Origin of the sequence: Pseudomonas sp. CDFA 610 (genome assembly GCF_021147865.1) — a bacterium.
In the GTDB taxonomy this organism is placed as follows: Bacteria; Pseudomonadota; Gammaproteobacteria; order Pseudomonadales; family Pseudomonadaceae; genus Aquipseudomonas; species Aquipseudomonas alliivorans.
On the sequence record NZ_JAGTPM010000009.1, the window covers coordinates 1 to 20,563 of the forward strand.

The window sequence follows — 20,563 nt, forward strand, 5'->3', positions numbered from 1 at the left end:
GGCAATGACGTTTTCCCATGGGATGAAGCGCGGCGGTTCGCCACGTTTGGCGACGTAGGCGACTTCGCGGCGCTGGCGGTTGAAGCGGGTGGGTGGGATGGTGGAGTGACGATATATTGCTGGGAAAAAGCTACACCCATACAGGAGAAATAAAACGCCCATAAACATCCAAAAAAAATGGTTGGGCAAAACCAAATTCAGGTAGAGCTCAAAAAGCGGTTTTCCGAATCTGAAATGATCATCAATACTTAAGCCCAAACCGATTAGTTGGAAAATAATGACAACGCTCATAAGTGATCCTATGTACCAACGGACCGCGAATTCCAACGTTGCGGAGCTCAACCCAAAATCGAGGTAAACGCTATCGGCGTAGCGGTGCAAGCTGCGAGAACTGAACGCTGCAACCCCGGTCGGAACTGGGCGTGGCGCAAGGTAAAACACTTCGGTGCCGGGCTCATTCTCCGTATCACCAGCTTGTGGCAGCCGTTCGTACTTATTCTCAGGCATTTTCGCTGACCTTGTTTTTTTCGACCCTGTCGAAGTGGTCGAACACCGTCAGCCCTCTGCGCAGTGTCTTGCGCATGGCCTCGCTCTGTTCAATCAGTTCAGTGCTGGGATGTTGCCATTGCTCGGGCGGCAAGGGCTTTGACCAGTCGAGCACGGCTTTGGGAAAGGCTTTTTTCGGCAGGCGTTCGACCCAGGCGGCGATGCGGCAGGGCAGGGTCCAGCCGCTGCAGAACTGGATGAGCAGAAAGCCGAACAGATAACGGATGTACCAGTGATCGTAGCGGTAGCCCTTGCGGCACATGTGGAAGAACTCCACCGTGCCTTCCTCCATGTTCTCGCCCATCATCGGCTGCGGCAGTGCACTGGGGCCTTCTTCCATGTAGGCGCGAATCGCCTCCCACTCACCAACCGCCATACCCAGTGTATAGCTGGGCACGGTCAGCCAGACGACCTGCCCGTCCGACGCATCCCGCAAACCGATCATTAGGGCGAACTTCTGTTGAGTGCCGTATTGGGTGGGGACTACGCTGCTGCTGACGCAGGCAATGACGTTTTCCCATGGGATGAAGCGCGGCGGTTCGCCACGCTTGGCGACGTAGGCGACTTCGCGGCGCTGGCGGTTGAAGCGGGTGGGTGGAATTCTGGAGTGAGGGTAAACGGCCTGAGCGAAACAATAGAGATACATAAGCGCCAAGCCACCCACGAACCCCCAGAGATAATAATTTGGCAGGAGTAAAGTTACAAAGATTTCAAAAACAGGTGCTCCATATCTGAAATGATCATCAACCCCCAAACCTATTGATAGCAGTATAAAAAGAATCACGATGGACATGACCGATCCGATGTAACAGCGCACTGCGAACTCTACTGTTGCGCAGCTTAGTCCGAAGTCCAGATAAACTTCATTGGCGTATTGATGAAGGCTGCGCGAACTGAAGGCTGCAACACCGGTTGGTACTGGTCGTGGTGCGAGATAGAACACCTCAGTGCCAGACTCATTTTCAGTGTCGCCGGCTTTGGGCAAGCGCTCGTATTTGTCAGAGGTCATTCAAACGTTCTCTTGTGATCTGTGTGGCCGGGAGTTGTAGATTTTCCGCAGGTTTCTCGACGGATGCGCTGACAGGTTTGTTCACAGTGTCCATGCCAAGCGGAATGCGGTAAGTCAGGTAGCCCTGATCGGCTTTTAGATAAGTCGTTACCAACGCTGGCTTGACTGCCACGCGCAGGAGCAGCAGGGCGTGATGCCCTTGCCAACTGTTTGGAATCTCCAGCGCCAGGGTCAAGGGAGATGCTGCGACTACCGAGAGCCGATGGCAAAGGGCTTCGCTGACATCCTGTGTATCGGATACGTTCTGCAACTGCGCCGACCAGCGTAATGACGTGTCGTCGAAGCTGGTGCGGGTCAGGCCGGGCATCACCATGTGCAGGCTGCGCACAGGTTCGCCATCGATCTCGCGATGGGTCATGCCCTTGTCGACCAAGGTGGGGCGCAAGTTGGCTTCAGCGAGCTTTTGCGCGTGACCGGGCCAATCCCAGCCCTCAGGTTCTTTGCCCCAAAGACAACCGAGTAACCAGCGCTGTTGGTCATCCAGATTGAAGTAGTTGTAAAGCGATTCACCGCCCAATTGCAGTGCGGTGGAGATAAGCCCCCAAGGGGTCATGCGCATTGTAAATTGCAGGAAGCGTGTGCCTCGTGTTGCCCAAGCCAGATTAGCAACAAGTTTTCGCTCCGATGCATTGGCTGCTCTGACTTCTCTGAGAAGTCCGATTATTTCTATGCCAGCCCGGAAACTCATCCTTAAGTTAACAGCGGTCGATCCAATGTCGCCCGCTAGAGCCATCCCTGCACCGGTTTTTTCTCCTGCTGTGCCAAGGTCCAGCGCAGTGGTCCATTTCTCCCAGTTGTTCAATGTTGTGCCTACGGCACCCAACAGGCTGAGTGGCGCAATGAAAGCACCCAACCCCAGGCCTAGTTTCCCCAGCCGGACCGCAAATAATCCCCCCGATGTTCCTGCAGGGTTGCGTGCCAGTCTCTGTAAGACGTTGTCGACCAACGCGATATGAACTGATTGGTAAACTGAAATCGCTGCTGCTATGGGGGCCAACAAAGTTCCCAAGACTATCGCCAGCTCTCTGATAGACCTATCCCCCTCCGACTTCTCCCAAACCGCCCAAGCCTCCCCCAAATTCCCAATCTGCAACGTCATCGCCAGCATCGGAAACAAGCTGCCTTTGAACGCGCTCCCGAATGCTCCTGGAGTCCCATACCCCCTTATTGGGCCAGCCCGCAAACGCGCAATCTCGTCTTCCAGAACCCGCAACTGCGCATCGTTGATGTTCAGCTTCACCCCGATAGCCCCATTGATGGGTCTGCCAGTGGGGGTGATGGCGTGCTCCAGTTCGCGGCGTATGGCGGCCAACTGGTTGCGCGTTTGCAGCAACTGCTGCTGGACGTACTGTTTGTCGTACATCAGCTCATTGCGTTGGGTCGGCGTCAGCCGGTGTTTGCTGCTCAGTTTGCTCAGACGGGTTCGCTCCCGGATGAGATCGTCCTCGGCCTTGATCAGGTGGTTCAGGCGCACGAACGCGTCACGGTACTTCTGCACATCGGTTTCGTTGGCAATGCTCAGCGTGACCGCTTCCTGCTGCATGGCGACCAGTGCGCCCAGGCGTTGCGCCCGATTGTTCTGCTTCGGAAAGTTGTTCAAATGCTGACGCACTTCCGTGTCGTTCAGTGTGCTGTGCATATCCCGTAGCCACTGCTCCATACGCAGAGCAATGGACGGTATGTAGCTGGCGAGGACTGCCTGATGCAGCGGCCGTGCGGTTTCAGGCAGATGCAGGCTGAGGGTCCAGTGGTGCCCTATGACGTGGCTGACCTGGGTGATACGGTTCTGAGCATCGACAAGCCCTCCGCTGAGGTTGCGGATGTCATCCAGCCATTTGATCAGGTCACTTGATTTGGAGCGCAGGAACTCCAGATTCAGGCGTCCATAAAACACTGGCAGGATGTAATGCGGGTTGTCGTGAAAGTAGTCGCTGACCCTTTGCAGACTTTCTTCCGTGCGGCACAGGTCCCGGGTGCAGTTGAGCTCCATGGCCAGTGCGCTTTTCAACTGGTCAGGATGGTCCGGGTCGAAATACCAGGCACTTCGGTAGAGTTCGCTCTGGGTGAACAGACTGATCCGGTCATGAGTGATGTCATCCAGTCGCTGGGTCCAGCGCCTGAGGTGCGAACGCTCCTGATTCAGGTAGCTTTGCATCTCGTCATGGCGAATCAGGTCGTTGATGCCTCGTGAACCCAGCCCCACACCGTTCAGCGTGCCCTGGCTTTTTTCATCCAGCGCTTCGATATCCTCTTCGAGTTCCCTGTAGAGTTTTTCGCCAAGCGCCGACTTCATCAGCGCCTGTTTATTTTCCATCTCCAGCCTGGCAAACCTTTGCCGAGGGCGCTCGTTGTAATCGGCACCTCTCTTGTAGGCATAGTGGCCGTCGGGTGTCCTGGAGGGCTCTGGCCCCAAACGTTTTTCACGGCGCCACTGGTTACGGGCATTGATAAAGTCGTAGATGCGCGAGCGCTGCTGCGGCGTGGTCTTTTTCAGCAGCTTTGATTCCGGGTTTACCTGACGGGCATTGCTGTCGCCCACGGTCATGAGCGTGTCAATGTAGGTGGCAGTGAGAAAGCGGGTTTCGTTGTTGTTTCGCTCACGCCACTCATCTATCCAGCCGACTACGGTGTCCTGCTCTTCGGCCAGATCGCGCAGAATGCCGATGCTGTCTTCGAGCACCAGGTACAGATGGCTTTTCTCATGCAGCGGCTTGAGCAAATGCCTGAACTCGCCAATGTGGGCTTCGCGAAACAGAGGCTGATGCTCCCACACATAGTCCTGCTGTTCTGCCTCGGGGATGTCGGGTGTGGCGCATTGTTTTGCAGGCTGCTCGGCCAGTTCGGCGAGCTGTTCGCTGACCTGCTTCTGGACCCGCAGATGGACACCGCCTTTCAGGCAGTCAGCCTCGGCCAGATCCACTTTTTGCATGAAGTAGAAACGATCCGCTGCGCTGCCCAGCGCCTGGGCACATTTGGCTGCGGTCCATTGCAGTTCCGAGTAGGCAACATGCAGAATGCTGTCCTTTGCGAAGACCAGCGCGTGTTCCCCCGTGCTGGTCTGTCGAACGTCCTGAACAACCTCTGAGCCTTTCCACACCAGCTTGGTCGGGACGCCGTTTTCGACTCGGTATTCATGCAGGTAGCCGCTGCTTTCTTCGATCACATACAGATAGCCATCCCGGAGCAGACGCAGACCCAGAGGGCGTTTGAGGCGAGCGTAAATGTTTGAATCCGGTTTGCTGCCAAGCCGTTCCACCCGGCCGTAGCGCAGTGGAAGCAACTGGATGTTGTTGCCGGGGGCAGGGCAGGTGTTCGGTCTGCTGCGCGAATCGACATGTTCTCTGGCCCTGGATTCCCAGTAGGCCTTGTCCTTGGCAGGCAGCGTTCTTGGATTGTCTTGCGGGTTCATTGCGAGGCTCCTTCCTGTTGCCGGGCGTGCAGCACCACGAGCCAGTGGGCCTGCTCGATGCGCTGTGAGGGGGTCAACTCAGAGGTGTCGCGCAGCAGTGCTCTGATCGGGGGGTGAGAATCCTCAGGCTGACCGGCGAGAAAGAAGACAACATTGGCGTAATGGAAGATGTCGGCTTCGCTCTTGAAACCTTGTTCGTAAGCCGTGCTGGCCAGCCTGTGCACCTGTTCGTAACGCGTCTTCAACGACACGTCGGGCAGGTAATCCGGAAAGAAGAGGCGCAGATGCTGATCGAGGTTGACGACGGTCAGGCGAAACATGACGTCGCCGAAGGCTTCGATCTGCTCGGCGCTCAAGCGATAAGGCACGCCGGGATCATGAGGGGCCGATTCGCCAATGCGTGGGTGACAGCCCCACTGCTCGGTCATTCTGTCGGGTGCATAGACGTGATCGATGGGGCCGAACAGGCGATTGTCGAAGTGTGCCGGATGCATGCCGAACAGGGCGTTGGCCAGTGACGTGTCCGAGAGGTTCATATAACAGGTCTGGCCTGTCGGCATCTCGACAAACATCAGCCAGCGTAAATGGCCGATGAGGGTTTTGCGGTCTGCCGGGCTGAACAGCAATAGCCCCCATTCTTCATGAGCATGGGCGAGAAAGCGCACGAACATTGGATCATGCGGGCCCTCCAGTTGAATCAGCGCAGGTGAGGCGTCCAGGCGCTCACGGAGCCGGGTCTGCAAAAACAGCATCGTGCGGACCCCGCTCAGCTCCCACTCGGCCATCCTTCTGGTCAGGTCCGGGACGTTGATGGGATTGAGCAGCAGATAGGCTTTTTTCGACCACGGCAGACCGTGGGGACCGGTTTCAAACTCGGGCATAAGCGCGCCTTGAAGAGGGCATGAGGCGCGGATAGTCGGTGGTGCAAGAAGTGCAATCAATACGCAGAAGGGCGTTTGGGAAAGGCCCTACAGGCAGCGCTGAAAAGTCACTGGCAGGTCACGCAAGCAGCGTCATCCAGACAAAAAAAATGCCGGTCAGCAAGACCGGCATTTGGGGACATCAAGACCGCGACGTGAATCAGAACTCGTGGTCGGCGTTGTCCGGATTCAGGTCGGTGATGCCCAGTTTGCCTGCGGCCTGCTCGATGGCGCCGGTCTGCTTGACCAGTGCAGCGATAGCGTCACGAACAACCTGATTGCCAGCCGTGTTGCCTGCGGCGATCAGTTGATCGAAGTGCTCGCCCTTGTTGGCGTGATCGACGATGACCTGCAGCTTGGCCTGGGTGTCGTCCAGGTCGGCGCGCAGGGTGGCGTCGGTTGCAGGGTCTACTTTGGCCACCAGCGACGACAGGCTCGGGCCGCTGACCTTGGTGCCGTCGGTGCGGGTGTACTCGCCCAGGTAAACGTTGCGAATGCCCTTGCCGTTGTAGAAGTGCGAGTTGTGCGTGTTGTCGCTGAAGCAGTCGTGTTCGTCTTCGCTGGAGTTGGCTTCCAGCGCTACTTTCATGCGCTCGCCCGCCAGTTCACCCAAGGACAGACTGCCCATGCCGAACAGCATCTTGCGCAGACCGTCTACGCCGGATTCGGCTTCCAGCGTGGCGCGGTAGTTGTCGGCGACGCCGGCTTTCCAGTTGCCGGACATTTCTTCGAGGTCGCTGACCAGCAGGTCGGTGACGGCTTTCAGGTAAGCACGACGACGGTCATTGTGGCCGCCGGTTGCGCCAGCGCCTTCCAGGTAATCGCTGGCTGGACGGTTGCCGGCGCCAGGGCCTGTCCCGTTCAGGTCCTGGCCCCACAGCAGGAATTCGATGGCATGGTAGCCGGTGGCAACGTTGGCCTCGGAGCCGCCCAGTTCGTTCAGGCTGGCGAGCTTCTCGGGGGTGATCTGCTTGACGTCGACCTTGTCTTCGCCCACCTGAATTTCAGTGTTGGCGATGATATTGGCGGTTGCGCCAGGGTTGCCCAGTGCGTGCTGGTAGTCCTTGGCAACGTAGTCGATCAGGCCCTCGTCCAGCGGCCATGCGTTAACCTGTCCTTCCCAGTCGTCAATGATGGTGTTGCCGAAGCGGAACACTTCGCTCTGCATGTAAGGAACACGTGCGTCAATCCAGGCTTGGCGAGCGGCCTTGAGGGTTTCATCGTTCGGCTTGGCCAGGAACGCATCAACCGCAGTGCTCAGTTTTTTGGCACCGGCTTCGGCATCGCTGAAAACAGCGGAAACCATGTTCGCGTAGTTGGCGACTACAGCCTTGGCGGCGGCGTCATCGGTCTGGGCTGCGGCTGGTGTGGCAGGTGCAGTCGGCGCTGGCGCGGCGGCCGGAGCGGCAGATGCTGCGGCGGACGGTGGAGTTGCAGCCTTGTCCTTGCCTTCGCCACAACCGGCGAGAGAGATAGCGATGGCCAACAGACTGGCGGTTGCCAAAGGCATACGAATCATGACGGAATCCTGCGTTCATAAGGGTGAAGGCGCAGAGCGCCCAGAAAATCTGCGACATAATGCGAAAGATTTGCATTCGATGTAAAGGCAAAACGCCTGTCGAGTCGTGATCAGCTATCCGAGAGCTTGTAACAGTCGGTTTCGAGATGTTCCAGGGGCTGCATGACAGGGCCGTGCGACCGCATGTAACCGGCTCAGAGAATGGCTGCGTTATTGCGCTGGTCCAGCTTCAGGAACGCAAGCAACTCCCGAGCGGGCAGCGGCTTGCTGTAGAAATAACCCTGGCCTTCATGGCAACCTTCAGAGATCACATACGCTTCCTGTTCGACCGTTTCGACGCCTTCGGCAATAACCTGCATCCCCAGACTTTTACCCAGTTGGATAATTGCACGAACGATGGTCGCGTCGTCATCATCATCGATCAGGTCCTGAACGAAACTCTTGTCGATCTTGATCTTGTCCAGCGGCAGGCTTTTCAGGTAGCTGAGGGAGGAGTAGCCCGTACCGAAGTCATCAATGGCAATCAATGCCCCGGAACGACGCAGGCTGAGCAGATGCTGGGCAGCTGTGGTGATGTCCTCCATCAGCCCGGTTTCGGTCACTTCCAGCTCAAGGCTGCGGGGTGGCAGGCGGTAGATCTGCAACAGGTTGTTCACCACGCGGGGCAACTCGGCGTGGTGCAACTGTACGGTGGACAGGTTGACGGCCATGCGCAGGTCCGTGAAGCCCTGGTCGTGCCATTCGCGCAACTGCCGGCAGGCCTGGTCCAGCACCCATTCACCCAGAGCAATGATGGTGCCGTTCTGCTCGGCCAGCGGGATGAACACGTCTGGCGGTACCAGGCCGTGTTTGGGGTGCTGCCAGCGGATCAGCGCTTCCACACCGACGATCTGGTTGTCGCGATAGCTGATCTGTGGCTGGTAGACCATGTACAGCTGATTACGTGGCAGGGCTTCGCGCAGGTCCTTTTCCAGTTCGCGACGTCGACGCATCTCGGTGTCGACGCTGGCGATGTAGAACTGATAGCGATTGCGCGACCTGGCCTTGGCCAGGGTCATGGTCTGTTCGGCCTTTTGCAGCAGCTTCTCGGGGCTGTCGCCGTCCTCCGGGAACAGCGTGATACCGATGGTGGCGCGCAGGCGAATGGAGTGGCCGTCTACCATGAAGGGCGCTTCAAGTTCATCCAGTACGTTCTGCGCCAGCTCGGCAGCCTCGTAAGGCTCCTCGATATCCGCCTGGACCAGCGCAAACTGGTCACCGCCCAGACGTGCCAGCGCACCCAGTCGTCCGCTATGGGCTCGCAGCCGGTCTGCGAGAGCCAGCAGTAGCTGATCGCCTGCCTGGTAACTGAACTGCTCATTGATGCCCTTGAAATCATCCAGTCCGACACACAGCACCGCGACCCGATGCTGTTGCCGCCCGGCGTTCTCAAGGATGTTGTCCAGACTCACCTGCAACTGCACCCGGTTGGGGAGGCCGGTCAGAAAGTCGTACTGGGCCATGCGTTGCAGGTTATTTTCGGCTTCGTGACGCAGGTAGGTATTGCGTTCGATCGAGGCGAGCAGTTGGTTGGCAGTGTTGACCCAGATACCCAGCTCGTTCTTTTCATGACCCTTGAGCAGGGGTAGCTGATGTTCGCTGGGCCGGTCGGGATTGATAGTGGTCAGGTGCTCGATGATCCTGGAAAGCGGCTTGGTCAGCAGCCAGTGATAGACCAGATACAGCACTAGACCCATTGCCAGCGCACGCAGCACGCCTGAAATAAAGATGATCACGGCATTGATGATGAAGCCTTCGCCGTAGTTGGCCGTGTCCAGTGTGATGCGCAGATCGCCGTAGTATTCGCTGTACGGGCTGCGTCCGACCAGTTGCGTGGTAAAGCTACGCTCCTGACCCAGAATGAGATCCGTGAGCCAGCGGGTCGACGAGGTTTTCAGTGGTCGATCTTTTTCGGCCAGCAGGGTTTCGTTCGGATGCCCGATGGACGCCATGCGCACGGCGTTGTCCTGAAACAGGCCTTCGATAACCTGCATACCCATCTCACGGTCCAGGCTGTAAACCGCCTGAGTGGAGGGATCCCTGAACATGTCCAGAATGCGTTCGGCGTCGCTCACCACTGCCTGGCGGGTCTTGTAGGCGTCGTAGACGATCTGCGCGCAGCTCAACACCACGCCGACAAAAAACGCCGACAGCAGCACCACGCGCAGCAACTTCACCGACAAGCTGTTCTTGAGTTCCAGCTTCAATGGCCGTTCCTTAATTCAAGTCGCAGGCGTTTCGCCCTGTCACCCTCGACAAACGAATGATCGAGTGGTCACGCCCGGTTGATCCCTCTTTTTTCTGCGCCGCTGCCCGGGACCCACGGACTCGTGCATCCCAGTGTGTCGGGCGGCTGCGCTTGTAACTTGAGCGTACGCTGTAAAAGAACTGTTTGGTGATATTAGTCAGCTAGCGTTTTCTGGCAATACATCACGTTACAGTTGTACATCAAAAACCGCCATATTCACGCATTTGAGTGACGCATTTGCGACGCATTCACGATATTGGGGTGCTGTGTTTCCTGTCACACACATGAGAAATGCAGGCAATAAAAAACCCGGCACATGGCCGGGTTCTCGATGACACTGGAAATCAGGCAGCGTATTGCTTGGCCACGAAGTCCCAGTTCACCAGGTTCCAGAACGCTTCTACGTACTTCGGACGCACATTGCGGTAGTCGATGTAGTAGGCGTGTTCCCAGACGTCGCAGGTCAGCAACGGCTTGTCACCGCTGGTCATCGGGTTGCCCGCGCCAATGGTGCTGGCCAGCGCCAGGGAGCCGTCAGCTTTCTTCACCAGCCAGCCCCAGCCTGAGCCGAAGGTGCCGATGGACGTCTTGCTGAACTCTTCCTTGAACTTGTCGAACGAGCCGAACGCCGTGTTGATTGCGTCAGCCAGTGCGCCGGTAGGTTCACCACCGCCGTTAGGCGAGAGGCATTCCCAGTAGAAGGTGTGGTTCCAGACCTGAGCGGCGTTGTTGAAGATGCCACCCGATGAGGTCTTGACGATTTCTTCCAGAGTCTTGCCTTCGAACTCGGTGCCTGGCACCAGGTTGTTCAGGTTCACGACGTAGGTGTTGTGGTGCTTGTCGTGGTGATATTCCAGCGTTTCCCTGGAAATGTGCGGCTGCAGAGCATCGTGGGCATAAGGCAGTGGCGGCAATTCAAAAGCCATGGTTTATCTCCTTTCAGGTCATTTGCGGTTATCGCACGGCCGATCACGGGCGGCCGGATACAGCATGCACCGGGAGTTTTACTCTTTTGCGGCGCAGACCCCGGACTATAGCACCGGCCCTGCGGCATAACCACGCAACAACTGTGTGGGAAAGAGGTTCCAGCGCTGTCGACCCAATGGCCATGAAAATCATCAGGCGCTGCGGATCAATTGCGCAGCGACAGTGAACATCATCACCGCAACCAGCACGTCCAGCAGCCGCCAGGTTGCGGGCCGGGCCAGCCAGGGCGCGAGCCATGCCGCTCCGATGGCAAGGCTCGAGAACCACAGCAGCGAGGCGCTGGCGGCGCCCACCACATAGGCTTCGGGCACGGCCTGCTGTGCGCCGAGCGATCCGATCAGCAGCACGGTGTCCAGATAGACATGCGGATTGAGCAGAGTTACCGCCAATGCGCTGAGCAGCACCGCGCGCCGCGACCGGATTCCGCTAGCTGCTTCGTTTTCCAGTCCTTGTGACGAGCAGGCACGCTGCAGGGCCTGCAGGCCATACCAGCTCAGGAACGCCACGCCGCCCCAACGCGCGACAGCCAGCAAGGTCGGATTCTGCGCCAGCACATTCGCCAGGCCGAACACGCCGGCAGCAATCAGCAGCGCGTCGCAGACAATGCACAGCAATGCCACCGGAACATGGTGCTCACGACGCAGCCCTTGCGCCAGAACAAATGCGTTCTGCGTGCCGATGGCCATGATCAGGCCCGCAGCCACCAGCAGACCGTTTAAATAGCTTTGCCACATCAGATGCGCTCCGGCAGTCGGTTCAGGTGGCGATTCTGGCGTCAGAAGCGGTATAAGGAAAACCAATAATCCTGATAACTCATTAGGAAAACTGATGTTTGACTACAAACTGCTGTCGGCGCTCGCCGCCGTCATCGAACAGGCCGGATTTGAACGCGCTGCTCAAGTGCTGGGTCTGTCTCAGTCGGCAGTGTCGCAACGCATCAAATTGCTGGAGGCCCGCATTGGTCAGCCGGTGCTGGTCCGGGCCACGCCGCCGAGCCCCACGGATATCGGGCGGCGTTTGCTCAATCATGTGCAACAGGTTCGGTTGCTGGAGCGTGACCTGCAAAGCCAGGTGCCTGCGCTGGACGCAGAGGGTATGCCTGAGCGTTTGCGCATTGCCCTGAATGCCGACAGCCTGGCCACGTGGTGGGCGCAGGCGATCGGGGATTTCTGCGCCGAACATCATCTGCTGCTGGATATGGTGGTGGAGGACCAGGATGTGGGTCTCAAGCGCATGCGTGCAGGCGAGGTAGCTGCGTGCCTTTGTGGCAGCGAACGGCCAGTGGCGGGTGCACGCAGTCAGTTACTGGGCGCCATGCGCTACCGTGCCCTGGCGTCCCCTTCTTTCATCGACCGGCATTTTGCCGATGGCGTAAGCCCTGAGAAACTCGCGCGTTCAGCGGCGCTGGTCTTCGGCCCCGATGACTTTCTGCAGCACCGTTATCTGGCGTTGCTTGGGGTCGAGGACAGTTTCAAGCATCATCTGTGTCCCTCGTCCGAAGGCTTCATGCGCATGATCGAAGCCGGGCTTGGCTGGGGGCTGGTGCCTGAGCTGCAGGTCAGCGAGCAGTTACGCAGCGGTGCATTGCGCGAACTGCTGCCCGCCCGCTATATCGATGTGCCGCTTTACTGGCATCACTGGCGCAACGGCGGCCAGTTGCTGAACCGGCTGACGGAGCATCTGGCACAAAAGTCGGGGCGCTGGCTGGTGCCGCCTGGCGGCAAGTGAGCGTCAACACGTTCATATATGAAAACAATGCGGGTAGGGTTTGTCCTGTCCCGCAGACGCGTCAATGGAGCGGTAAATGAATATTCTGGTTACCGGCGCAAGCGGCTTCATCGGTGGACGCTTCGCGCGCTTCGCCCTGGAGCAGGGTATGAGCGTGCGGATCAATGGTCGCCGAGCCGAAGGCGTCGAACATCTGGTCAGACGCGGTGCCGAATTCGTGCAGGGCGACCTGACCGACCCGCAACTGGTGAGGGCGTTGTGCGATGACGTGGACGCTGTGGTGCACTGCGCAGGTTCCGTCGGTGTGTGGGGGCGGCGTCAGGAGTTCATGCTGGGCAACGTGCAAGTCACCGAAAACATTGTCGAAGGCTGCCTGAAACAACGGGTGCGAAGACTGGTCCATCTTTCTTCGCCTTCGATCTATTTCGACGGTCACTCGCGCCAGGGCATCAAGGAAGAGCAGGTCCCCAAGCGTTTCCACAACCATTACGCCGCGAGCAAGTATCTGGCCGAGCAGAAAGTATTCGGCGCGCAGGAATTCGGGCTGGAAGTCATCGCCCTGCGTCCTCGCTTTGTCACAGGGGCAGGCGACAACAGTATTTTTCCTCGCCTGCTGCACATGCAACAGAAGAAGCGCCTGTCCATCGTCGGCAACGGTTTGAACAAGGTGGACTTCACCAGCATGCAGAACCTTAACGAGGCCATGTTAAGCAGTCTGTTGGCGACCGGTTCTGCGCTGGGCAAGGCCTACAACATCAGCAATGGTTCGCCGGTGCCGTTGTGGGATGCCATCAATTACGTGATGCGGCAGATGCAGTTGCCTCAGGTCACCCGTTATCGTTCATACGGGCTGGCCTATACCGCTGCCGCGATCAATGAAGGGGCCTGCATGCTGTGGCCGGGTCGACCTGAACCCACGCTGTCGCGTCTTGGAATGCAGGTCATGAACAAGGACTTCACGCTTGATATCAGCCGTGCCATGCATTATCTGGACTATCAGCCACGTGTCAGTCTCTGGGCTGCGCTGGACGAGTTCTGCGGCTGGTGGAAAGCCCAACAATCGAGCTGAGTCAGTAGTGGCACATTGAAATATCATCAGGTGCCATTGGTATACTCGTCAGCTTTGGTTTCAACAGCTTCTTGAAGGGTTGCTCATGCGTAACGATCCATATGACGACATCGATGACGTCCCAAGCCTCAGTGCCAAGGACGACGATGATGATTTTGTGCCGGAAAAAGGGGCACGCGAGCGCACGACTGTCTACTCGCGCACCACCCCAGTGGTCAAGGTCAAAGGGCCGAGCACCGGTCCGCTCTGGGCGTTGGTCGGGGCGTTGTTCATCGCTTTTTGCGGTCTGGGCTGGTGGAGCTTTCAGCAGGTTTCGCTGATGGAGCAGCAACTGGTCGCGACGCAGGAGAGCTTTGCGCGCATCAGTGAGGAAGCGGCGGGACGCCTGCAGGATATTTCCGGCAAGGTCGTGGCGACGGAGTCTCTTTCCAGCGACGGCGAGGCGCTCAAGCAACGGATCAAGTTGCTGGAAGCGCAACTGGAAGATCAGGACAAGCAGCGTGAAGGCGTCGAAGGCCAGCAAAGCAGCCTCGACAAGCGACTGGAACAGATGGCCGCGCAAACCACGCAGCAGCAGACCGAGAGCGCTCAGTTGCAGGAGCAACTGAAGGGCGTGGTCACCGAGCTGACCGCGCTGAAGGCGGCCTTGCCTGACCTGAAAAACGCCCAGGCCGATCAAGGTAAGCTGGACACTCAGCTCAAGAGCCTGGCCGCTGATGTCGCGACTTTGAAGAAACAGGGCAATCCTTCCGCCGCCGTCGAGCGGCTGGAACAGGATCTGATCGTGCTCAAGAGCGAGCAGGAAAATCGCCCGGCCCCTGCGGCTGCGGGCAATACCGCCGAGTTTGATGCCTTTCGTGCTCAGGTGACGCGCAACATCAATACCCTGACCAGTCAGATTCAAAACCTGTCGCAGCAACTCAACGCCCGCCGTTGACGCCGCCTGCCACCTGCCGCAAAAGGTGCGGCAGGTGGAGGCAGTCAGACGCCCCGCGCAAAAAATCACTCACCATTAAATACATATGGAACTGCCGAAAAAGCGGCGGCTTATGCTTGCGTTGCTGTTTTACCCAATGGAATATCACTCATGAAAGGAATCAATACGATGTATCCCAATGACAAAGACACCAGCGATGATGCTGTTATTGCTGAAAAGTTGGACGCCAGCGACGAAGAACACGGCGAGGTGAGTCCTGAGGACGAGTTACTAAGCGCTTCGTTCAAGCTGCCTTTCAAGCCGCCGGTGAAGCCACCTGTCCAGACGCCTGCGAAGCCTCCGGTAAAGCCGCCTGTTCAGACGCCTGTGAAGCCTCCGGTAAAGCCACCTGTTCAGACGCCTGTGAAACCTCCGGTAAAGCCACCTGTTCAGACGCCTGTGAAGCCTCCCGTCAAACCGCCTGTCGGGACGCCCGTAAAGCCCCCGGTATCTGGGGTGGCGAAGGCGCCAGTCAAGCCTGTGGTCAAACCTGCCGAAAAACCGCCGGTAGACATGAAAATGCCAGAAGAGCCGGCACGGCCTTCAAAGCTGGAAAAGTTGCTGAGTATCGTCAATACCGCCACCGGCGTTCTGCAACTGGTTCACCCGCTCAATAGTGTGTTCAACCCGGACGGCACCGTCACTTACCCGGACGGCAGTGTTGCAGACACCAAAAAACTCACCGTCACACGGCCTGATGGCGCGGTGCAGAATCTGGATGGCACCACGGTACATGCCGATGGCAGCACGGAAGATGCCGAGGGCAACGTCTTGCATAAGGATGGCACCTGGGTCTTCGCCGACGGTTCGGTCAACTACCCTGATGGCCGCTGGAAGATGCCGGACGGCACCGTCACCGATGCCGACGGTAACGTCATTGGTGTCACCGACCCTGTCGTTGCGAAGTAATCGGCTTGGCATCAGGCAATAAAAAACCTGACGCTCACGCGTCAGGTTTTTCGGTGCCGTACGCCGGTTACATGCGCGGGTAGTCAATGTAGCCGACAGGGCCCTTGGCGTAGAACGTTTCCGGGCGGGCTTCATTCAAGGGGGCATCACTGGCCAGACGCTCCGGCAGGTCCGGGTTGGCGATGTAAGGCACCCCCCAGGCCACTGCATCGGCCTTGCCTTCTGCCAGCCAGGCATTGGCGCTGTTCTTGGTGAATTTCTCGTTGGCGATGTACACGCCGCCGAAGTCTTTCTTCAACTGTGGGCCGAGGCTGTCGCTGGCGTCACGCTCACGTGCACAGATGAATGCGATACCGCGCTTGCCCAGCTCTTTGGCGACATAGCTGAAGGTCTCGGCCAGATTATCGTCGCCCATGTCATGCAGGTCGGCGCGAGGCGAAAGGTGAACGCCTACACGGCCAGCGCCCCAGACTTCGATGGCAGCGTCTGTCACTTCCAGCAGCAGGCGGGCACGGTTCTCCAGCGAACCACCATACTGGTCGGTGCGCTGGTTGGTGCTGGTCTGCAGGAACTGGTCGAGCAGGTAACCGTTGGCACCGTGAATCTCCACACCGTCAAAACCTGCCGCTTTGGCGTTTTCCGCGCCGACACGGTAGGCGTCGACGATGTCACCGATTTCCGCCAGCTCCAGCGCACGGGGCGTAGGGAATGACGTGATAGGACGCACCAGACTCACATGGCCTTCAGGCTGGATGGCGCTCGGCGCAACCGGTGCTTCACCGTTCAGGTAAAGCGGATGAGAGATACGGCCCACGTGCCACAGTTGCAGGACAATACGCCCGCCCGCACCGTGCACGGCCTTGGTGACATTGCTCCAGCCGCGCACCTGATCGTTGGACCAGATACCGGGCGTATCGGGGTAGCCTACGCCCATCGGCGTCACGGATGTGGCTTCGCTGATGATCAGGCCGGCCGATGCGCGCTGCACGTAATATTCGGCCATCAACGCGTTGGGCACGCGGCCTTCGTCGGCGCGGCAGCGTGTCAGCGGCGCCATGATGATGCGGTTTGGCAGTTGCAGATCGCCAATGGTGATCGGGTCAAAGATAGTCGTCATGCGTCGAATCCTCTTAAATTGATTAATGAGTTGCCGGGGCCAGATCGGGATTGCCGGTCTGACGGAAAGTAATCAGGGTAATGAGCAGAGCGAGCACTGCCAGGACCGCAGCGGCCAACGGCACGCGGGTCAGGCCCAGGCCGTGGGCGATGACACTGCCGCCAACCCAGGCACCCAGTGCGTTGCCGACGTTGAATGCGCCAATGTTAAGGGTCGAGACCAGATTGGGAGCGGCCTTGCCGAAGGTCACCACGTTGATCTGCAGCGCAGGCACAGCGGCAAAGGCGGCAACGGCCCAGAGGAAGAGAGTGATTTCCGTCGGAATCAGCGCAGCGCTGGTCCAGCTCAGCGCAGTGGAAATCACGGCCATTGAAATGAACACGCCAATCAGCGTCGACGACACCTTGCGATCCGCCATCTTGCCACCGATCACATTGCCCACGGTCAGGCCCAGGCCGATCAGCAGCAGTGTCCAGGTCACACCCTGAGGCGAGACGCCGGTCACATCACCCAGCAGCGGTGCCACGTAAGTGAACAGCGTGAACATAGACGCCGAAAACAGTGCGGTCATGGTCAGCGACAGCCAGATTCCGGCACCCTTGAGGGCGGCCAGCTCGGCACGCATGTCGAGCTTCTCTTCGTCGCGATTAGCGGGCAGAAAGCGGATCAGGCCGATCAAGGCAATCACGCCGATAACCGTCACTGCCCAGAAGGTCGAACGCCAGCCTGCGTATTGACCCAACGCCGTGCCCAGCGGCACGCCCAGCACATTGGCCAGCGTCAGGCCGGTGAACATCAAGGCCACGGCAGAGGCGCGACGATTGGCGGGCACCAGACCTGCAGCGACCACCGAGCCGATACCGAAGAACGCACCGTGACACAGCGCCGTCACTACGCGTGCAAACATCAGCACGTCATAGTCGCTGGCCAGTGCGCAGAGCAGATTGCCGATGATGAAAATGCCCATCAGCGTCACCAGCGCGGCCTTGCGGGGCAGTTTGGCGGTGGCCATCGCCATGAACGGTGCACCGATGGCGACGCCCAGCGCGTAGCCGGTCACCAGCCAGCCGGCACCGGGAATCGACACGCCCAGATCCGCAGCCACATCGGGCAACAGGCCCATGATGACGAATTCGGTGGTGCCGATGGCGAAAGCGCTCAAGGCCAGAATGAATAGCGAAAGAGGCACAGGGGCGGCTCCTTGAAAAGTGGATAGGTCAGGCCGGGTTGTTCAGCTCTTGCACCAGGGCCTGCACGAACGCTTGAATGGTCTCTTCATTGCGCCTGAAGAAATGCCACTGACCGACCTTCTTGCTGCTGATCAGGCCGGCCCGTTGCAGGGTCGCCAGATGCGCAGAAACGGTGGACTGGGAAAGCCCGGCACGTTGATCGATCTGCCCGGCGCAGACGCCGTGCTCGATCGAGTGTTCCTGAGATGGAAACGCGGTGCGCGGATCCTTGAGCCAGGCCAGAATCTCGCGGCGGACCGGGTGGGCCAGTGCTTTGATGATGTCGTCCAGGTCGATGGGCATGTCGTTCTCACAGGCGGTGTAGCGATATATCGCGATAGGACGAACCTTATATCTGTATTTCGCGATATACAAATATGATTTTGGACTGAGCTTTGAAGAAATCGGTATATCGGGTTATATCGATATATGGACCTGAGCCTGAGAAGCGGCGTACGCTTGCCACCATGAACTATCTGGCACATCTCCACCTCGGCGGTCATCGACCCGCCCAATTGCTCGGCAGCCTGTACGGCGACTTTGTCAAAGGCCCGCTGCCGGGGCGTTTTCCTGCGGAGCTTGAAGCGGCTATCCAGTTGCATCGCAGCATCGACGCATTCACTGACAACCATCCGTTGATCAAGGCGTCCATCGCCCGCTTTCCGACGCAGCGACGTCGCTACGCGGGCATCATGCTCGACGTGTTTTTCGACCATTGCCTGGCGCGTGACTGGCATCGCTATGCGGATCTGCCGCTGGAGAGCTTCACGCGCAAGGTCTACGGCGTATTGGCTGCCGAGCCACAATTGCCGGAGCGGCTGGCGCTGATCGCACCGCGAATGGCGGCGCAGGACTGGCTGGGTTCATATCGGGAGTTCGGCGTGTTGGAGCAGGTACTGGGAGGAATATCCCGGCGTCTGTCACGGCCGGAAGGGCTGGCAGGCGGCATGCAGGAATTGCAGGCGCTTTACCAACCCCTAAGTGCGGATTTCACTGAATTCTATCCGCAGTTGCAGGCCTACGCTCAGGCTGCCTTGGCAGGTCGCGAGGCCACTTCGCTCGGCTGAGCGCTTTCGCCGAACAACGCGACTTGAACCGCTTGTTGTGCCTTGTAGGCCAGAGCGGCGCGTTCCTGATCGGCGGTCTGGATGGGGGCGAGCAGGTGGATATGCACATCGCTTTGCTCGTTGGCGAACAGGCGGCGCAAGTGCGACAGCAGATCATCATCTCCAATGAACGGCGCAATCGGGTCAGGCTTGCCGTCACGTGAATAGGCAATCGCGACCGGCTGAATCGCCACGCCCGCTTCGATGGCGCTCGACAGCAGGCGACCATGGAAGGTGCGCAGGCTCTTGCCATCGGTGGTGGTGCCTTCCGGGAAGATCAGCAGCGCATTGCCCTGTTGGAGATGGCTGCTCATCTGCTTCTGTATCAAGCGACTGTCACCCGAACCGCGACGGATGAACAGCGTGCCGGCTTTCAGCGCCAGCCAGCCTGCAACCGGCCAGGTCCGCACTTCGGCTTTGGACAGAAACGACAGCGGGGCGAGCATGCCCAGCAGAGCAATGTCAGTCCATGACACATGATTGCTGACCCACAGCATCGGCTCACGCGGCAGCTCGCCAGTGACGGTCACGCGAAACGGCAGGGCATTGCTCAGGCGCGCCATGAACCAGCGGCTCCAGCGCTGACGACGCTCCATGGAATTGCCGAATTTCAAGCGCTCCAGTACCGCAAAGGCCCCTGCAATCGTCAGCCCCAATGCAACCACCAACAACACTCTGACCACGCGGGCATAGCCGCGTACCCGACTCATCACACCGCCGCCTTGAAGTGACGGGCGTAGCGTGGGCACAGATCGTCGCGCTTGAGCAGGATGAACACATCGGCAACCTGGAAGTCTTCGTCCCAGCACGGCTCGCCGCAGATTTTCGCACCCAGGCGCATGTAAGCCTTGAGCAGCGGGGGCATCTCGCAGATCACGTTGCTCGGAATGTCGAGGGCCGGCAGCGGGTTCTTCGGTTCGGCACGCAGGTGCTCGTTGCACAGGTAGCGTTCGCGCAGGCGCTGCATAATCGCGTGGGCCTGAATGCCGCCGTCCTGCATCGGGATACTCGCGCAGCCCATCAGGTAGCTGTAGCCGCCCTCATTGAGCACTTCGGCCAGCTCACTCCACAATACGGCGATGGTGCCGCCGTTGCGGTAGGCCGGATCCACACAGGTGCGGCCCAGCTCCAGAATCGGACCCTGCAGATGAACCAGCCCGTGCAGACTGAATTCCTCTTCGCTGTAGAAGCGGCCCAGCGTGGTGGCCGCTTTGTGATCGAGCAAACGCGTGGTCGCCACCAGTCGTCCGGTGTTCAGGTCACGTACCCCGATGTGCGAGCAATGCACGTCGTAGTCGTCGATATCCAGACCTTGTTCAGCGCCGTTGAGGCGGGCATTGAACTCCTCACTGAACACACTGAAACGCAAGGCCTGTGCTTCCTGCAAGGCTCGCGCCCCCGTCAGACGCTCGGCCTGAAGACGGCGTTCAGAAGTGTTTTCACGAATGCGTGCGATCTGGGTCATACGAATCTCCATGAGCCAGCCTTGCGAAATGGCCGGTCGACTGAATTGTCCAAGCGCTTTGCTGTATTTGCAGGCTAGGGAGATGGCATGTCATGCCCATGAAGCTTTGGTGATGGTTGTGTGACGGCCGCAGCGCGCGTGATCCGTCCCACGTTCCGCGTCCGCCGTTGAAGTGACGCAGAGCGTCACGGGCTGCGTGCGAATGCTTGCAGAAGCACGAACACGCA

General features: G+C 58.8%; 17 protein-coding genes and 1 pseudogene. 5 read left to right on the forward strand and 13 right to left on the reverse strand.

From position 1 onward, the window contains the following. From KDX39_RS17300 to KDX39_RS17335, 8 genes and pseudogenes are all read right to left on the reverse strand, one after another. Nucleotides 1–507 (reverse strand): annotated as a pseudogene (locus KDX39_RS17300) (DUF6708 domain-containing protein); the annotation flags it as partial. Next, complete coding sequence (locus KDX39_RS17305) at nt 500–1,555, reverse strand: hypothetical protein (RefSeq protein WP_231661196.1); 1,056 nt, start codon at nt 1,553–1,555, stop codon at nt 500–502. The pseudogene KDX39_RS17300 and the gene KDX39_RS17305, both read right to left, overlap by 8 nt. Next, nucleotides 1,545–5,024 (reverse strand): toxin VasX, encoded by a 3,480-nt coding sequence (locus KDX39_RS17310; protein WP_231661197.1) that lies wholly within the window; start codon nt 5,022–5,024, stop codon nt 1,545–1,547. The genes KDX39_RS17305 and KDX39_RS17310 overlap by 11 nt, the downstream gene beginning before the upstream one ends. After that, on the reverse strand, nt 5,021–5,905 hold the full coding sequence (locus KDX39_RS17315; protein WP_231661198.1) for a DUF4123 domain-containing protein: 885 nt from the start codon (nt 5,903–5,905) through the stop codon (nt 5,021–5,023). Before KDX39_RS17315 ends, KDX39_RS17310 begins: the two co-directional genes overlap by 4 nt. A 199-nt stretch (nt 5,906–6,104) precedes the next feature. Beyond that, complete coding sequence (locus tag KDX39_RS17320) at nt 6,105–7,463, reverse strand: imelysin family protein (protein WP_231661199.1); 1,359 nt, start codon at nt 7,461–7,463, stop codon at nt 6,105–6,107. Between the two features lie 194 nt (nt 7,464–7,657). Further along, nucleotides 7,658–9,709, reverse strand: a complete 2,052-nt coding sequence (locus KDX39_RS17325) for a putative bifunctional diguanylate cyclase/phosphodiesterase (protein WP_231661200.1) — start codon at nt 9,707–9,709, stop codon at nt 7,658–7,660. A 385-nt stretch (nt 9,710–10,094) separates the two neighbouring features. Next, on the reverse strand, nt 10,095–10,676 hold the full coding sequence (locus KDX39_RS17330; protein ID WP_099226260.1) for a superoxide dismutase: 582 nt from the start codon (nt 10,674–10,676) through the stop codon (nt 10,095–10,097). Nucleotides 10,677–10,868: 192 nt separating this feature from the next. Next, nucleotides 10,869–11,471, reverse strand: a complete 603-nt coding sequence (locus KDX39_RS17335; RefSeq protein ID WP_231661201.1) for a LysE/ArgO family amino acid transporter — start codon at nt 11,469–11,471, stop codon at nt 10,869–10,871. Between the two features lie 94 nt (nt 11,472–11,565). Between KDX39_RS17335 and KDX39_RS17340 the strand changes: the two genes are divergently transcribed. The 4 genes from KDX39_RS17340 (at nt 11,566) to KDX39_RS17355 (ending at nt 15,419) form a co-directional block, all read left to right on the forward strand. Next, the gene (locus KDX39_RS17340) at nt 11,566–12,465 is read left to right on the forward strand and encodes a LysR family transcriptional regulator ArgP (protein WP_231661202.1); all 900 of its coding nucleotides are present in this window, start codon (nt 11,566–11,568) and stop codon (nt 12,463–12,465) included. 76 nt (nt 12,466–12,541) lie between these two features. Further along, the gene (locus KDX39_RS17345; RefSeq protein ID WP_231661203.1) at nt 12,542–13,534 is read left to right on the forward strand and encodes an NAD-dependent epimerase/dehydratase family protein; all 993 of its coding nucleotides are present in this window, start codon (nt 12,542–12,544) and stop codon (nt 13,532–13,534) included. Nucleotides 13,535–13,619: 85 nt separating this feature from the next. Then, nucleotides 13,620–14,471: an ATPase gene (locus KDX39_RS17350; RefSeq protein ID WP_231661204.1), complete on the forward strand. Its 852-nt coding sequence runs from the start codon at nt 13,620–13,622 to the stop codon at nt 14,469–14,471. Nucleotides 14,472–14,621: 150 nt separating this feature from the next. Further along, entirely contained in the window at nt 14,622–15,419 is a 798-nt protein-coding gene (locus KDX39_RS17355) for a hypothetical protein (protein WP_231661205.1), read from the forward strand. A gap of 67 nt (nt 15,420–15,486) precedes the next feature. On the opposite strand, the gene KDX39_RS17360 is transcribed toward KDX39_RS17355, so the two are convergent. The 3 genes from KDX39_RS17360 to KDX39_RS17370 are packed head-to-tail and all read right to left on the reverse strand — an operon-like array spanning nt 15,487 to nt 18,068. Beyond that, entirely contained in the window at nt 15,487–16,536 is a 1,050-nt protein-coding gene (locus tag KDX39_RS17360) for an alkene reductase (RefSeq protein ID WP_231661206.1), read from the reverse strand. A gap of 22 nt (nt 16,537–16,558) precedes the next feature. Continuing rightward, nucleotides 16,559–17,725 (reverse strand): MFS transporter, encoded by a 1,167-nt coding sequence (locus KDX39_RS17365; protein ID WP_210042369.1) that lies wholly within the window; start codon nt 17,723–17,725, stop codon nt 16,559–16,561. Between the two features lie 28 nt (nt 17,726–17,753). Next, the gene (locus KDX39_RS17370) at nt 17,754–18,068 is read right to left on the reverse strand and encodes an ArsR/SmtB family transcription factor (RefSeq protein WP_099226252.1); all 315 of its coding nucleotides are present in this window, start codon (nt 18,066–18,068) and stop codon (nt 17,754–17,756) included. A 164-nt stretch (nt 18,069–18,232) separates the two neighbouring features. Between KDX39_RS17370 and KDX39_RS17375 the strand changes: the two genes are divergently transcribed. After that, nucleotides 18,233–18,832, forward strand: coding sequence for an acyl carrier protein phosphodiesterase (locus KDX39_RS17375; protein ID WP_231661207.1), 600 nt, complete (start codon nt 18,233–18,235; stop codon nt 18,830–18,832). Here KDX39_RS17375 and KDX39_RS17380 read toward each other — a convergent pair. After that, nucleotides 18,790–19,581 (reverse strand): lysophospholipid acyltransferase family protein, encoded by a 792-nt coding sequence (locus tag KDX39_RS17380; RefSeq protein ID WP_231661208.1) that lies wholly within the window; start codon nt 19,579–19,581, stop codon nt 18,790–18,792. The genes KDX39_RS17375 and KDX39_RS17380 overlap by 43 nt on opposite strands. After that, the gene (olsB, locus tag KDX39_RS17385; RefSeq protein ID WP_004881433.1) at nt 19,581–20,336 is read right to left on the reverse strand and encodes an L-ornithine N(alpha)-acyltransferase; all 756 of its coding nucleotides are present in this window, start codon (nt 20,334–20,336) and stop codon (nt 19,581–19,583) included. Before olsB ends, KDX39_RS17380 begins: the two co-directional genes overlap by 1 nt. Nucleotides 20,337–20,563: the final 227 nt, after the last annotated feature.